Source organism: Paracoccus versutus, from assembly GCF_000763885.1.
Lineage (GTDB): Bacteria > Pseudomonadota > Alphaproteobacteria > Rhodobacterales > Rhodobacteraceae > Paracoccus > Paracoccus versutus.
The window spans coordinates 38,394-52,175 of the sequence record NZ_JRKO01000028.1; the positions used below are offsets into that span (position 1 = coordinate 38,394).

General features: G+C 68.3%; 15 protein-coding genes. 4 read left to right on the plus strand and 11 right to left on the minus strand.

Annotation, left to right across the window (positions count from 1 at the left end; all coding sequences use genetic code 11):
- Positions 1–23 precede the first annotated feature (23 nt).
- From IT40_RS13920 to purC, 8 genes are all read right to left on the minus strand, one after another.
- Positions 24–245, minus strand: coding sequence for a formate dehydrogenase subunit delta (locus IT40_RS13920; protein ID WP_036756200.1), 222 nt, complete (start codon positions 243–245; stop codon positions 24–26).
- A gap of 6 nt (positions 246–251) precedes the next feature.
- Entirely contained in the window at positions 252–1,067 is an 816-nt protein-coding gene (fdhD, locus tag IT40_RS13925; RefSeq protein ID WP_036756203.1) for a formate dehydrogenase accessory sulfurtransferase FdhD, read from the minus strand.
- A 4-nt stretch (positions 1,068–1,071) separates the two neighbouring features.
- Positions 1,072–3,951 carry a formate dehydrogenase subunit alpha gene (fdhF, locus tag IT40_RS13930; RefSeq protein ID WP_036756206.1) on the minus strand — a complete coding sequence of 960 codons (2,880 nt, stop codon included), beginning with the start codon at positions 3,949–3,951 and terminating at the stop codon, positions 1,072–1,074.
- Positions 3,948–5,489, minus strand: a complete 1,542-nt coding sequence (locus tag IT40_RS13935) for a formate dehydrogenase beta subunit (RefSeq protein ID WP_036756208.1) — start codon at positions 5,487–5,489, stop codon at positions 3,948–3,950. The genes fdhF and IT40_RS13935 overlap by 4 nt, the downstream gene beginning before the upstream one ends.
- A complete protein-coding gene (locus IT40_RS13940) occupies positions 5,486–5,977 on the minus strand; it encodes a formate dehydrogenase subunit gamma (protein ID WP_036756210.1) in 492 nt (163 codons plus the stop codon). The genes IT40_RS13935 and IT40_RS13940 overlap by 4 nt, the downstream gene beginning before the upstream one ends.
- A 76-nt stretch (positions 5,978–6,053) precedes the next feature.
- Positions 6,054–6,926 carry a LysR family transcriptional regulator gene (locus IT40_RS13945; RefSeq protein WP_036756288.1) on the minus strand — a complete coding sequence of 291 codons (873 nt, stop codon included), beginning with the start codon at positions 6,924–6,926 and terminating at the stop codon, positions 6,054–6,056.
- 77 nt (positions 6,927–7,003) lie between these two features.
- A complete protein-coding gene (gene purS, locus IT40_RS13950; protein WP_024843653.1) occupies positions 7,004–7,243 on the minus strand; it encodes a phosphoribosylformylglycinamidine synthase subunit PurS in 240 nt (79 codons plus the stop codon).
- 12 nt (positions 7,244–7,255) lie between these two features.
- Positions 7,256–8,020 carry a phosphoribosylaminoimidazolesuccinocarboxamide synthase gene (gene purC, locus IT40_RS13955; RefSeq protein ID WP_024843654.1) on the minus strand — a complete coding sequence of 255 codons (765 nt, stop codon included), beginning with the start codon at positions 8,018–8,020 and terminating at the stop codon, positions 7,256–7,258.
- A 147-nt stretch (positions 8,021–8,167) separates the two neighbouring features.
- Between purC and IT40_RS13960 the strand changes: the two genes are divergently transcribed.
- Positions 8,168–8,482 carry a DUF1476 domain-containing protein gene (locus IT40_RS13960; protein ID WP_036756212.1) on the plus strand — a complete coding sequence of 105 codons (315 nt, stop codon included), beginning with the start codon at positions 8,168–8,170 and terminating at the stop codon, positions 8,480–8,482.
- A 48-nt stretch (positions 8,483–8,530) separates the two neighbouring features.
- Here IT40_RS13960 and IT40_RS13965 read toward each other — a convergent pair whose 3' ends face one another.
- From IT40_RS13965 to IT40_RS13975, 3 genes are read right to left on the minus strand one after another with little or no spacing between them, the layout of a single operon-like run.
- Positions 8,531–9,871 (minus strand): MATE family efflux transporter, encoded by a 1,341-nt coding sequence (locus IT40_RS13965; protein WP_036756214.1) that lies wholly within the window; start codon positions 9,869–9,871, stop codon positions 8,531–8,533.
- Between the two features lie 5 nt (positions 9,872–9,876).
- Positions 9,877–10,380 carry a PaaI family thioesterase gene (locus IT40_RS13970; RefSeq protein WP_036756216.1) on the minus strand — a complete coding sequence of 168 codons (504 nt, stop codon included), beginning with the start codon at positions 10,378–10,380 and terminating at the stop codon, positions 9,877–9,879.
- Between the two features lies 1 nt (position 10,381).
- On the minus strand, positions 10,382–10,825 hold the full coding sequence (locus tag IT40_RS13975; RefSeq protein ID WP_036756218.1) for a PaaI family thioesterase: 444 nt from the start codon (positions 10,823–10,825) through the stop codon (positions 10,382–10,384).
- 137 nt (positions 10,826–10,962) lie between these two features.
- Here IT40_RS13975 and IT40_RS13980 point away from each other — a divergent pair, with 137 nt between their 5' ends.
- From IT40_RS13980 to IT40_RS13990, 3 genes are all read left to right on the plus strand, one after another.
- Entirely contained in the window at positions 10,963–11,403 is a 441-nt protein-coding gene (locus IT40_RS13980; RefSeq protein ID WP_036756220.1) for a MerR family transcriptional regulator, read from the plus strand.
- Positions 11,404–11,495: 92 nt separating this feature from the next.
- Positions 11,496–11,885 (plus strand): MerR family transcriptional regulator, encoded by a 390-nt coding sequence (locus IT40_RS13985; protein ID WP_036756222.1) that lies wholly within the window; start codon positions 11,496–11,498, stop codon positions 11,883–11,885.
- 22 nt (positions 11,886–11,907) lie between these two features.
- Positions 11,908–13,686 (plus strand): acyl-CoA dehydrogenase C-terminal domain-containing protein, encoded by a 1,779-nt coding sequence (locus IT40_RS13990; RefSeq protein WP_036756226.1) that lies wholly within the window; start codon positions 11,908–11,910, stop codon positions 13,684–13,686.
- Positions 13,687–13,782 lie beyond the last annotated feature (96 nt).

Here is a 13,782-nt window from a genome sequence, read left to right on the forward strand (position 1 = left end):
CAGACGGGGTGGCAGGGGCAAAATCAGGCGGCCGGCAGGCGGACGAAGGCGGCCGCCTCGCGCACCACCGGGTCGGCCTCGGCCCCGGCGCGGATCTGGTCCACGAAATCCTGCCGCATCCGCGGCGTCCAGGATTCGTTGATATGCGCGGCCACCGCCTCGGGCGCCGGCCGGTCGGGCTGGGTGCCGAAGAATTGCGCCATCTGGCTGGCCATGCGGATCAGTTTCGAATGGTCGTGGGACATGTCGCCTCAGCTTCCGGCAATGCGCCGGGGATGGGTGTAAAGATCGAAGCTCGCGCCCCTGGCGCGGGCGATCAGGGTGATGCCGGCGCGCTCGGCCCATTCCAGCGCCAGGGCCGTCGGCGCGCTGGCGCCGATCAGGATCGGCGCGCCGATGCGGGCGGCCTTCTGCACCAGGTCGACCGACAGGCGCGAGGACATGACGATGGCGCCCTGCCCGGCCGCCAGTCCGGCAAGCGCCAGCGCGCCCGCCAGCTTGTCCAGCGCATTGTGCCGCCCGACATCCTCGCGCGTCAGCCCGCGGGCGCCGTCCCAGAAGGCGGCGCCGTGGATGGCGGGGGTCCGGTGCCGCAAGACCTGGCCCTGGGTCAGCGCGGCCATGGCGCGGGCCACGTCCGCGGGCGGCATGGACCAGTCCGAGGCGACCGGCACGATCCGGGGCAGCGCCGCCTCGATGCTGTCGACGCCGCACAGCCCGCAGCCCACCGGGCCGATCATGCTGCGCCGCCGCTCGGCCAGCCGGGCGGCCAGGCCGGGGCGCAGCCAGAGCCGCGCCTCGCGCGCGGGAAAGCCGCCGGCGGAAACCTCGGCCTCCTCGAAGCCCTCGACATCCTCTGGCGCGGCGACCAGCCCCTCGGTCAGGGCGAAGCCCAGGGCAAAGTCGCGCAGGTCATGCGGCGTCGCCATCAGCACCGCCTGGCTCATGCCGTCGATGACGATGGCCACCGGGCATTCCTGCGGCGCCGGGGGCGGCTCGATGGGCCGCCAGCCGCCGCCCTGGCCTTCGCCGTCCCAGCGCAGCACGCCGGCCTTCACGTCCCGCATGCCGTCACTCGGCGGCGGTGGGCAGGATGCGGCGGGCGAGGTCGGAATGATGGCGATACTCCTCTTGCCATTCCGAGGGGCCGTTCGAGGGGCTGACCTGCACGGCCGTCACCTTGAACTCGGGGCAGTTGGTGGCCCAGTCGGAATTGTCCGTCGTCACCACATTGGCCTGAGTCGTCGGGTGATGGAAGGTCGTATAGACCACGCCCGGCGCCACCCGCTCGGTGATATGCGCGCGCAGCGTCGTGTCGCCCGAACGCGAGGCCACGCGCACCCAGTCGCCTTCGCGGATGCCGCGGTTTTCGGCGTCCGAGGGATGGATCTCCAGGATGTCCTCGGGGTGCCAGACCACGTTCTCGGTCCGCCGGGTCTGGGCGCCGACGTTGTATTGCGACAGGATCCGCCCGGTGGTCAACAACAGCGGGAAGCGCGCCCCGGTGCGTTCCTCGGTCGCCACATATTCGGTATGGACGAACTTGCCCCGGCCGCGCACGAAGCCGTCGATATGCATGACCGGCGTGCCCAGCGGCGCCTTGTCGTTGCAGGGCCATTGCACCGAGCCCTCGCGCTCCAGGAGGTCGTAGCTGACGCCGGCGAAGCTGGGGGTGGTCAGCGCGATCTCGGCCATGATCTCGCGCGGGTGCGTATAGGACCAGGCGGCGCCCATGCGGTTGGCCAGCATCTGGGTGACTTCCCAGTCCTCGTAGCCGTTCTTGGGCGTCATGGCGCGGCGGACCATGTTGATGCGGCGTTCCGCATTGGTGAAGGTGCCGTTCTTTTCCAGGAAGCTCGAGCCCGGCAGGAAGACATGCGCGTAGTTCGAGGTCTCGTTCAGGAACAGATCCTGCACGACGACGATGTCCATCGCCGCCAGCGCCGCGGTGACGTGCCGGGTGTCGGGGTCGGATTGCACGATGTCCTCGCCCTGGCAGTAGAGCCCGCGGAACCGGCCGGCCAGCGCCTCGTCGAACATGTTGGGGATGCGCAGGCCCGGTTCGGGCGACAGCTCGACGCCCCAGGCGCGTTCATAGATCGCCCGCGTCTCGGGGTCCGAGACATGGCGATAGCCCGGATATTCATGCGGGAAGCTGCCCATGTCGCAGGAACCCTGCACGTTGTTCTGGCCGCGCAGCGGGTTCACGCCGGTGCCGGGCTTGCCGATATTGCCGGTCAGCATCGCCAGGTTGGCGATGGCCATGACGGTGGTCGAGCCTTGCGAATGCTCGGTCACGCCCAGGCCGTAATAGATGCTGGCGCGGGGCGCGGCGGCATAGGCGCGGGCGGCCTTGCGGATCAGCTCGGCCGGGACGCGGGCCAGCGTCTCGACCGCCTCGGGCGCATGGCGCGGATCCAGCAGGAATTCGGCATAGGCCAGGAACTCGTCCCAGTCGCAGCGCTCGCGGATGAAGGCCTCGTCATAAAGCTTTTCGGCCACGATCACATGCGCCATGGCGGTCAGCATGGCGACATTGGTGCCGGGGCGCAGCGGCAGGTGCAGCCCCTCGCCCATATGCGGGGTCTTGAGCAGGTCGATCTGGCGCGGGTCCAGCACGATCAGCCCCGCCCCCTCGCGCAGCCGCTTGCGCAGCCGGCTGGCAAAGACCGGGTGCCCATCGGTCGGGTTGGCGCCGATGACCAGCGCCAGGTCGGTCTCATCGACCGAATCGAAGTCATGCGTGCCGGCCGAGGTGCCGAAGGTGGTCTTCAGCCCGTAGCCAGTGGGCGAATGGCAGACGCGGGCGCAGGTGTCGGTGTTGTTGTTGTGAAACACCGCACGCGCCAGCTTCTGCACCAGATAGGTTTCCTCGTTGGTGCAGCGCGACGAGGTGATGACGCCGATGGAATCGCGCCCGAAATCCGCCTGCGCCTGCCGCAGCCGGGTGGCGGCGAAATCCAGCGCCTCGTCCCAGCTGACCACGCGCCAGGGATCGGTGATCCGTTCGCGCACCATGGGCTGGGTCTGGCGTTCGCGATGCGTGGCATAGCCCCAGGCAAAGCGGCCCTTGACGCAGCTGTGGCCATGGTTGGCCTTGCCGTCCTTGCTGGGCACCATGCGCACCACTTCCTCGCCGCGCATATGCGCGTCAAAGGAACAGCCGACGCCGCAATAGGCGCAGGTCGTCTTGACGATATGCTCGGGGGTGCCGATCTGGATCACACTGTTCTCGATCAGCGTCGCGGTCGGGCAGACCTGCACGCAGGCGCCGCAGCTGACGCAATCCGACGACAGGAAACTGTCCGAGGCCATGCCGGCGGAAACTCGGCTGTCGAAGCCCCGCCCCTCGATGGTCAGCGCGAAGGTGCCCTGCACCTCCTCGCAGGCGCGCACGCAGCGCGAGCAGACGATGCATTTCGCCGGATCGAAGGTGAAATAGGGGTTCGACTGGTCCTTGGGCCGGTATTCCGGGTTCGGCCCCTCGGCGTCGCGGCGGGTAAAATGGTTCTTGCCCGGCTCATAGCGCACCTCGCGCAGGCCGACGGCGCCGGCCATGTCCTGAAGCTCGCAATCGCCATTGGCGGCGCAGGTCAGGCAGTCCAGCGGATGGTCGCTGATGTAAAGCTCCATCACCCCCTTGCGGACCTGGGCGACCTCGTCGGTCTGGGTATGGACCACCATGCCCTCGGCCACCGGAGTCGTGCAGGATGCCGGCAGGCCCCGCATCCCCTCGATCTGCACCACGCAAAGCCGGCAGGAGCCGAAGGCGGCAAGATGGTCGGTGGCGCAAAGCTTGGGCACCGAGATCCCCGCCACGGCGGCCGCGCGCATGACGCTGGTTCCGGCGGGAACGCTGACCGGGATACCATCCACCAGCAGGTTCACGGTAACGTCGGAGTTAACCGCGGGGGTGCCCATGTCGCGGTCGGGAATGATGAAATCCTTCATTCGGCGGCCTCCCGGCTCCTGATTGTGGGGCGGGGCTCGCGGCGCCCGCTGAAATCCTCGGGGAAATGGGTCAGCGCCGACATGACCGGGAAGGGCGCAAAGCCCCCCAGCGCGCAAAGCGAGCCCCATTTCATCGTGTTGCAAAGATCGGTGAGGATCGGGATCCCCGTCTCGTCGCCCTGGGCGATGCGGTCGATGGTCTCGACGCCCCGGATCGAGCCGATGCGGCAGGGCGTGCATTTGCCGCAGCTTTCCACGGCGCAGAACTCCATGGCAAAGCGCGCCAGCTTCAGCATGTCGGCCGTGTCGTCGAAGACGGTGATGCCGGCATGGCCCAGCAGGCCCTCTTTCGTCGCCAGTTCCTCGTAGCCGAAGGGCACGTCGAAATCCCAATGCGGGATATAGGAGCCCAAGGGCCCGCCCACCTGCGCCGCCTTGACCGGCCGGCCCGAGGCGGTGCCGCCGCCGATCTCCTCGATGATCTGGCGCAGGCTCATGCCAAAGGCGGCCTCGAACAGCCCGCCGTATTTCACGTTCCCGGCGATCTGGATCGGGATGGTGCCCTTGGACCGCCCGATGCCCAGCTTCGCGTATTCCGCCCCGCCATGGGTCAGGATCCAGGGCACCGAGGCCAGCGAGATCACGTTGTTGACCACCGTCGGCCGGCCCAGGAAGCCCTCCAGCGCCGGGATCGGCGGCTTGGCCCGCACCACGCCGCGCTTGCCCTCCAGGCTGTTGAGCAGGCTGGTTTCCTCGCCGCAGACATAGGCGCCGGCGCCGACCCGCACCTCCATGTCATAGGCATGGCCCGAGCCCAGCACCGACTGGCCCAGGATGCCGGCCTGCCGCGCCTTGCCGATAGCGGCCTCCATCAGCCGGATCGCGTCGGGATATTCGCTGCGGATATAGACATAGCCCTGCACCGCGCCCACGGCGATGCCGGCGATCGCCATGCCCTCGATCAGGACCAGCGGATCGCCCTCCATCAGCATGCGGTCGGCGAAGCTGCCCGAATCGCCCTCGTCGGCATTGCAGACGATGTATTTCCGCGCCGCCTTGGCGCCGGCCACGGTCTTCCACTTGATCCCGGTCGGGAAACCGGCGCCGCCCCGGCCGCGCAACCCGGATTCGGTGACTTCCGCGACGATCCGCTCCGGCCCGATGCCGATGGCCCGGCGCAGGCCGGCCAAGCCGCCATGCGCCTCGTATTCCTCGACCGACAGCGGGTCGATCACGCCGACGCGGGCAAAGGTCAGCCGGGTCTGCGCCTTCATCCAGGGCAGATCCTCGACCGGGCCCAGCGCCAGCGGATGATCGCCGCCGGTGCGGATTGCCTCGGCGACCGAGGCCGCGTCCTCGGGCCCGACGGGCCCATAGCCATGGCGCACGCCCTCGCGCTCGACCTCGACCAGGGGCTCCAGCCAGATCATCCCGCGCGTGCCGTTGCGGGTGACGGTGAACTCGCGCCCCAGCGCCTCGGCCACCTCGTCGGCGCCCAGCGCCCGCGCGGCGGCATCCAGGGGAACCCAGACCCTCATGCGCCCGCCCCCATGCCCGCTTCAGCCACCAGTTTCCGCACCTTGGCCAGGTTCGCCCGGCCAACCAGCCTGTCGCCCATCTGGGCCGAGGGCGCACAGGCGCAAAGCCCCAGGCAGAACACCGGCTCCAGCGTCAGCCGCCCGTCCGGCGTGGTCTGGTGCCAGTCGATCCCCAGCGCCTGGCGCACCTCATCGGCCAACGCCTCGGCGCCCATCGACTGGCAGGCCTCGGCCCGGCACAGCCGCAACACATGCCGGCCATGCGGATGGTCGCGGAAATCGTGATAGAAGCTGACAACGCCATGAACCTCGGCGCGGGTCATGCCCAGGGCCTCGGCCAGCACCGGCTGCGCCTCCTCGGGAACATGGCCCCATTCGGCCTGGATGTCGTGCAGGATGGGCAAAAGCGGCCCCTCGCGGCCCTTGTGGGCGGCGATGATTTCGTCAAGGCGCAAAAGGAAATCAGCGTCGATCGCTGGTGAAGTCATGGCTGGGTCGGTCCGGGCTCAATTGTTTTACCCAGACTAGAGCCCCACGATAGACAGAACAATCGTGATATATCGTCTATTGATTGAAGGTATCAATCGACGAGACGATGCGGATCAGCGCCTCGACCAGCGGCGGATGCGGCTCGCGCCGGGCGACGACCAGCCCGACCATATGCCCGTTCCCGGTCAGGTCGCGCGCCCGCACCCCCTCGGGCAGCGGCAGCCCGCGCGCCAGGGCCCGCGGCAGGATGGCGGCCCAGTCGCCGGTCGCCACATGCGACAGGATCGCCAACATCGAGGTCGATTCGACCCGCGGCAGCGCATCCGCCCCGGCCTCGACCAGGTGCCGGGTGACGATGCGGCGGTTCTGCATGTCCGGGGTCAGCAGGCATAGCGGCCGGGTGGCGGTCTCGGCCCAGTCCGCCGGCCCCGCCAGCTCGCCGCGGTCGATCAGGCAATAGGTCTCGCGATACAGCGGCAGGCTCTGCACCCGGCCCAGCGGCTCGCTGTCCAGGTAGGTGACGCCGGCATCCAGCTCCAGCGCCTCGATCTGGTCGCGGATCTCGTCCGAGCTGCGCGACAGGATCGAGACCCCGGCATTGGGATGGCGGCGCAGGAAAGGCCCGGTCAGCTCGGCGATTCGCGGCATTGCGGTCGGGATGACGCCGATGCGCAGCCGCCCGGAAACGCCCTTGCGGCTCGCCTGCATCTCGGCCTGCATGGCGCGGGCATCGGCGACGATGCGCCGCGCCCAGCCCAGCACGCGCTCGCCCTCGGGCGTCAGCCCCTGGAAACGCGAACCGCGCCGGACCAGCTGCACGCCCAGCTGCTCTTCCAGCGCCCGGATGGCCGATGACAGGGTGGGCTGGGTGATGCCCAGCGATTCGGCGGCGCGGCCGAAATGCTTCTCGCGCGCCAGGGCCATGAACATGGACAGCTTGTCGATCACGAAGCCGCCCCCCCCCAAGCCCCTTCTTTCGTGTCCAAATATCCCGGGGTCCGGGGCAGAGCCCCGGCCCGAACGGATCAGACGATCTCGACCGCGTATTTCTCGATCACGGTATTGGCCAGCAGGCCCTCGCACATGCGCGCGACCTCGGCCTTCGCCGCCTCGGCATCGGATGCCGCCAGGTCCAGCTCGATCACCTTGCCCTGGCGCACGCCCGAGACGCCGGCAAAGCCCAGACCCCCCAGCGCGTGCCGGATCGCCTCGCCCTGGGGATCCAGAACGCCATCCTTCAGCATGATGGTGACACGGGCTTTCATCGGCAGGGCCTCTCAGTTGATCAGGGTGGGTTTGGTCAGCGAGGTGGTGTTGGCGGGCATCAGGCCCAGCCGGCGCGCCACCTCGGTATAGGCATCGGTCAGGCTGCCCAGGTCGCGGCGGAACACGTCCTTGTCCAGCTTCTGCCCGGTCTTCACGTCCCAGAGCCGGCATGAATCCGGGCTGATCTCGTCGGCGACCACCAGGCGCATGAAATCGCCGTCCCAGATGCGGCCGACCTCGATCTTGAAGTCGATCAGCTTGATGCCGACGCCGAAGAACACGCCCGACAGGAAATCGTTCACCCGCAGCGCCAGGCTCACGATGTCGTCCAGGTCCTGCTGCGAAGCCCAGCCGAAGGCGATGATGTATTCCTCGGACACGAAGGGATCGCCCAGCTCGTCGTTCTTGAAGCTGTATTCGACGATGGGGCGCGGCAGCGGCGTGCCCTCCTCCATGCCCAGGCGCTTCGAGATCGAGCCTGCGGCGAAATTACGCACGATCACTTCCAGCGGGATGATCTCGACCTGGCGCACCAGCTGCTCGCGCATGTTGATGCGGCGGATGAAGTGGTTCGGCACGCCGATATTGGTCAGCCCGGTCATGAAGAACTCGGACAGGCGGTTGTTCAGCACGCCCTTGCCCTCGACCGTGGCCTTCTTCTGGGCGTTGAAGGCGGTGGCGTCATCCTTGAAATACTGGATGAGCGTGCCGGGCTCGGTGCCCTCGTAGAGGATCTTGGCCTTGCCTTCGTAGATTTTCTTGCGCCTTGGTGCCATGCTGCGCGTCTCCCGTCCGCAAGGTGACAATCTTTATGCGGCTATAGGCCAGAAACGGGGTCATGGGCAATACGGGCTTGCGATGGCCCGCCCGCATGGGCATATCCTGCGCAATATCCACGGGATAATCCCAAGCCGGAGGCCGCCATGACCACTTTTGACGACCGCGAGCGCGCGCATGAGGCGAAATTCGCCCATGATGCGGAACTGAACTTCAAGGCCGAGGCGCGGCGCAACCGCCTGCTGGGCGAATGGGCGGCCGGCCTTCTGGGCAAGACGGGCGACGATGCCCGCGCCTATGCGCTGACCGTCGTCACCTCGGATTTCGACGAGCCGGGCGACGAGGACGTGTTCCGCAAGCTGGCGGCCGACCTGGCCGGCCAGGCCGACGAGGACACCATCCGCGCCAAGATGGCCGAGCTGCGCGTCACCGCGCGCGAACAGATCATCAACGAGCTTTGAGCTTTCGCAAGACGCCGACGCCCCGGACATTCCGGGGCGTTCCGCATCTCAGCCCGCCGCCGCCACGACCCTGGGATAAAGCCGCCACATGGTCAGGCCGCGCAGCGCGTTCAGCGCCATCAGCGCCGCCCAAAGCCCGTGGTTGCCCCAGATCGGCGGCAGCACCGCCACCAGCACCGCATAGATCCCGACCGCGACCAGCATGGCGTCGCGCATCTCGCGCGTGCGGGTGGCGCCGATGAAGATGCCGTCCAGCATCCACGAGGCGATGCCGACCAGCGGCGCCGCGACCAGCCAGGGCAGGAACGCACGCGCCTGGGCCCGCACCTCGGGCGCGGTGGTCAGCAGGTCGATGATCGCCGGCCCGCCCAGCAGGAACACCGCCGACAAAAGCCCCGCGCCCAGAACGCCCCAGGCCGAGGTCAGCCGCGCCGCCTGCCGCAGCCGGTCGGGCCGGCGCGCGCCCACCGCCTGCCCGACCAGCGATTCGGCGGCAAAGGCGAAACCGTCCAGCCCATAGGCGACGATGGACAGGAATTGCAGCAGCACCTGGTTGGCGGCCAGCGTCACGTCGCCCTGCCCCGCGGCCAGGAACATGAAGGTGGTGAACGAGCCTTGCAGCAGCACCGACCGGATCAGGATGTCGCCGTTCACCCGCGCCAGTTCCTCGATCCGTTCGCGCGCCAGCAGCCCGGCGCGCCGGATCGCAGCGCGCAGGGCATGGCGCGCAAACCACAGCCCCAGCGCCAGGCCGGACCATTCCGCGATCAGCGTCGCGCCCGCGACGCCGCGCACGCCCCAGCCCAGATCCAGCACGAACCACAGGTCCAGGACGATGTTCAGCCCATTCATCAGCAATTGCAGCGCCAGGATCCGGCGCGTCCGCTCGGTGGCGATCAGCCAGCCGGTGACGGCGTAAAGCGAGATGGTCGCCGGCGCCCCCCAGATGCGCAGCGCCAGGTATTGCCGGGCCAGCGCCTCGACCTCGGCCGAGGCCGGCGCCAGCCGGAAGGCGCCGGCAAACAGCAACCCCTGCGCCAGGATGAAGACCAGCCCCGCCGCCAGCCCGATCCCCAGCGCCCGCAGCAGATGTGCGCCGGATTCGCCATCGTCGCCCGCGCCATGCGCCTGCGCCACCAGCCCCGAGGTGCCCATGCGCAGGAAGCCGAAGATCCAGTAGACCGAGGTCAGGATCACCGCGCCCAGCCCCACCGCACCGATGGGCGCGGCCTCGCCCAGCTGGCCGATGACGCCGGTATCCACCGCGCCCAGGATCGGGATGGTCGCGTTCGACAGCACCACCGGCAGGGCGATGGCCAGCACCCGGCGGTGCGAGAGATCGGCCTCGGCCCCCCGGTTCCCCGACCGGCCGGCCAGCGTCTCAGCCATGCTCCTCAGCCATCCTGCGGCATCAGGAAATGCCCGGTCGCCTGGGCCAGCAGCTTCTGGCGCTGGTCCTGCCAGGCCTCGACATGCACGCTGGCATAGCGCCGCCCGGACCGCACCACCCGCGCCCGCGCATAGGCGTCGCGCGGCAGGCCGGAACGCAGGTAGTCCACGGTGAAGTCGATGGTCTTGGGCAGGCGCGGCAGGCTTTCGGGCACGGCGGCGTCGGGGGCGATGCGGCCCTGCTCCATGTCCTCCCAGATCGCGGTCCAGGTCAGCTCGACGATGGCCGTGACCTCCAGGAAGGCGGCCGTCACCCCGCCATGGATCGCCGGCAGCATCGGGTTGCCGATCAGCTTCTCGTCAAAGGGCAGCACGGCGGTCAGTTCGTCGCCGCGGCGGTCGAAGCCGATGCCCAGCCAGCGGATATAGGGCACGCTGGAAACCAGCGCGTTCAGCGTGTTGTTGCGCCGCGACTTGATGGCGTCGAGGGATTCGTTGCGCGGGGCCATGTCACCTCTCGACGGTAAAGGCGCCGGTGGCCGAGGCCACGGGCCGGGATTCGTCGTCATCCATCGCCCAGGCGCGCACGAAGGCGACCGACCGGGTGATGTGATAGCAGCTTGCCTTGGCGCGGATGGTCTGGCCGGGCGTCGCCGCGCGCATGTAGTCGATGCGCAGGTCGATGGTCGCGGTCGAGCGCGCCCCGGTCGGATGCGCCATCACCGCCGCGCCGCTGCACGTGTCCATCAGGGCCGAGATCACCCCGCCATGGATCACCCCGCTGCGCGGATCGCCGACCAGATCCTCGCGCCAGGGCAACGAGATCTCGGCCCCCTCGGCGGAAAGCTGGTCCAGCCGCATGCCAAGCGCCCGCGCATGGGGGATCACCTCGATGAACTGGCGCGCGATGCGCCGGCGTTGTTCAAGCTCGTCCTCTGGCGACGGTTCGCTCATGCCCCTGGCCTCTTGCTTGGCTTGCAGGCGGCAATGGTAGCAGCCCGCGACCCGCAGGCAAGCCCGCCCGACCAATGGTTGAGTTTGATCCGCCCCCGCGCTAGGCTGCGCCGCAACCGCAGCATAGAGTTCATCCGATGTCCGATAGCGAATACATTGGCTTCAAGGAAATGTGCGCACGGTTCGACGTGACGCCCCGGACGCTGCGCTATTATGAATACATCGAGCTGCTCAGCCCCCGCAAGGAAGGCCGCTCGCGCTTCTACGGCCCGCGCGAGATCGCCCGGATGAAGCTGATCCTGCGCGGCCGCCGCTTCGGCTTCTCGCTCGAGGACATCCGGCAATGGCTGCTGATCTATGGCGAAAAGGGCACGCAGGAGCAGTATCGCGTCTGGATCGAGCTGGCCGACCGCCAGCTCGAGGTGCTGCGCCAGCAGCGCGACGAGCTCGAAGCCTCGATGACCGAATTGCTGGCCCTGCGCAACGACACCGTCGCGATCCTGGACGGCATGGGCCAGGATGGCGCGGGCCAGGACGGGGCGGGCCAGAACGGTGCCGGGACGGCGAAAAGGGGCTGAGCCGGGCGCTGACGCCACGTCCCCCCTTACGCGCACGTCAACTCGACCTATATTCCCCGGCAAGTGAATGTGCCAAGGGGAGAGGATCGGCCATGGGCGACGAGCTGTTGACCATCCGCCAGATGTGCGACGCCTTCGACGTCACGCCGCGCACGCTGCGATTCTACGAATCCCGCGAATTGCTGTTTCCGCAGCGCCGCGGCCAGCATCGGCTTTACGGCCGCTCGGACCGCGCCCGGCTGACCCTGATCCTGCGCGGCAAGCGCTTCGGCTTCTCGCTGGAGCAGATCCGGCAATTGCTGGAGCTTTACGACCCGGCCGAACGCAACATCACCCAGACCGAAGCCACGCTCGCCACCGCCCGCGACCGGCTTGCCGACATGGAGCGGCAGCACCGCGAACTGGGCGAGGCCATCGCCGAGCTGCGCCAGCAGATCGCCGAGGGCGAGGCCGCGCTGCAAAGACTGAAATCCGACGCCTGAGGGCGAACTTTCGGGAGGACCGATGACCACCTATTCCGCGCCCATCCGCGACATGCAATTCGTGCTGCATGACGTGCTGGACATCTCGAACCAGGATCTGCCGGGTTACGGCGATCTTGACCGCGACTTCACCCAGGCCGTGCTGGAGGCGGCCGGCAAGCTCGCCTCCGAGGTGCTGGCGCCGCTGAACGCCGTCGGCGACCGCGAGGGCTGCACGCTGGAAAACGGCGTGGTCCATACCCCCAGGGGCTTCCTGGAAGCCTTCGAACAGATGCGCGAGGGCGGCTGGACCGCGCTCGACTGCGACCCGGAATACGGCGGCCAGGGCATGCCCTATGTGATCGGCCTGGCGGCAGGCGAGATGTTCTCGGCCTCGAACATGGCCTTCACCATGTATCAGGGCCTGACGCATGGCGCCTATTCCGCCATCCACGCCCATGGCACCGAACAGCAGAAGGCCACCTACCTGCCGAAGATGGTCAGCTGCGAATGGACCGGCACCATGAACCTGACCGAGCCCCATGCCGGCACCGACCTGGGCCTGCTGCGCACCAGGGCCGAGCCGCAGCAGGACGGCAGCTACCTGATCACCGGGCAGAAGATCTTCATCTCGGCCGGCGACCACGACATGTCGCAAAACGTGATCCACCTGGTCCTGGCCAAGGCGCCGGGCGGGGGCGAGGGCACCAAGGGCATCTCGCTTTTCATCGTGCCGAAATTCCTGGTCGACGAGGACGGCTCCCTGGGCGACAGGAACGCCGTCTCGGTCGGCAACCTGGAAGAAAAGATGGGCATCCACGGCAATGCCACCTGCGTGATGAACTATGACGGCGCGAAAGGCTGGCTCCTGGGCGAGCTGCACAAGGGCATGCGCGCCATGTTCACCATGATGAACGAGGCCCGGATCGGCGTCGGCCTGCAAGGCTATTCCGTGGCCGAGGCCGCCTATCAGAACGCCGTCGCCTATGCCCGCGACCGGCTGCAGGGCCGCGCGGTGACGGGCGATGCCAACCCTGCGGGTCCGGCCGATCCGCTGATCGTGCATCCCGACATCCGCCGCAACCTGATGGACCAGAAAAGCTTCCTCGAGGGCGCCCGCGCGCTGGCCTTCTGGGGCGCGCATCTGATCGACCGCGCCGTTCTGGCCGAGGACAAGGAGGCCCATGACCTCGTCTCGCTGCTGACGCCGGTGATCAAGGGCTTCCTGACCGACAAGGGCTTCGAGACGGCGGTGCAGGCCCAGCAGGTCTTCGGCGGCCACGGCTATATCGAGGAACAGGGCATGTCGCAATTCGTCCGCGACGCCCGCATCGCCATGATCTACGAGGGCGCGAACGGGGTACAGGCGCTGGACCTCGTCGGCCGCAAGCTCGCGGCCGAGGGCGGCAAGCCGGTCATGGCCTTCTTCGAGCTGGTCAAGGCCGAGATCAAGGCGCATGAGGGCGACGCGGCGCTGAAGGCCGGCTTCTGCGAGCCGCTGAAGGCGGCCTCGAAGGATCTGCAATCGGCGGCGATGTTCTTCATGGAACAGGGCATGAAGAACCCGAACGCGGCGCTGGCGGGCTCCTACGACTTCATGCACCTCTTCGGCCATGTGGCGCTGGGGCTGATGTGGACGCGGATGGCGGCTGCGGCCAAGGCGGCGCTGGATGGCGGCACCGAGGATCCGGCCTTCCACGAGACCAAGCTGGCGACCGGCCGCTATTACATGGCGCGACAGCTGCCGATGACCGCGGCGCATCTGGCCCGCATCCGCTCGGGCGCCGAGCCGGTGATGGCGCTGGATGCAGGGCGGTTCTGAAACGGGCAAGGGGGGCGCCTGGCAGCAAGGTCGCATGGGTATTTGGGCAACGAAGAAATCGGCAGGTTGCGCCCCGGCCACCCCCGCGGTTCAGGC

Excerpts from the sequence above, each read along its gene's own strand:
- IT40_RS13920 (WP_036756200.1), bottom strand. The coding sequence starts at position 245 with ATGTCCCACGACCATTCGAAACTGATCCGCATGGCCAGCCAGATGGCG.
- fdhD (WP_036756203.1), bottom strand. The coding sequence starts at position 1,067 with ATGCGGGACGTGAAGGCCGGCGTGCTGCGCTGGGACGGCGAAGGCCAG.
- fdhF (WP_036756206.1), bottom strand. The coding sequence starts at position 3,951 with ATGAAGGATTTCATCATTCCCGACCGCGACATGGGCACCCCCGCGGTT.
- IT40_RS13935 (WP_036756208.1), bottom strand. The coding sequence starts at position 5,489 with ATGAGGGTCTGGGTTCCCCTGGATGCCGCCGCGCGGGCGCTGGGCGCC.
- IT40_RS13940 (WP_036756210.1), bottom strand. The coding sequence starts at position 5,977 with ATGACTTCACCAGCGATCGACGCTGATTTCCTTTTGCGCCTTGACGAA.
- purS (WP_024843653.1), bottom strand. The coding sequence starts at position 7,243 with ATGAAAGCCCGTGTCACCATCATGCTGAAGGATGGCGTTCTGGATCCC.
- purC (WP_024843654.1), bottom strand. The coding sequence starts at position 8,020 with ATGGCACCAAGGCGCAAGAAAATCTACGAAGGCAAGGCCAAGATCCTC.
- IT40_RS13960 (WP_036756212.1), top strand. The coding sequence starts at position 8,168 with ATGACCACTTTTGACGACCGCGAGCGCGCGCATGAGGCGAAATTCGCC.
- IT40_RS13965 (WP_036756214.1), bottom strand. The coding sequence starts at position 9,871 with ATGGCTGAGACGCTGGCCGGCCGGTCGGGGAACCGGGGGGCCGAGGCC.
- IT40_RS13970 (WP_036756216.1), bottom strand. The coding sequence starts at position 10,380 with ATGGCCCCGCGCAACGAATCCCTCGACGCCATCAAGTCGCGGCGCAAC.
- IT40_RS13975 (WP_036756218.1), bottom strand. The coding sequence starts at position 10,825 with ATGAGCGAACCGTCGCCAGAGGACGAGCTTGAACAACGCCGGCGCATC.
- IT40_RS13980 (WP_036756220.1), top strand. The coding sequence starts at position 10,963 with ATGTCCGATAGCGAATACATTGGCTTCAAGGAAATGTGCGCACGGTTC.
- IT40_RS13985 (WP_036756222.1), top strand. The coding sequence starts at position 11,496 with ATGGGCGACGAGCTGTTGACCATCCGCCAGATGTGCGACGCCTTCGAC.
- IT40_RS13990 (WP_036756226.1), top strand. The coding sequence starts at position 11,908 with ATGACCACCTATTCCGCGCCCATCCGCGACATGCAATTCGTGCTGCAT.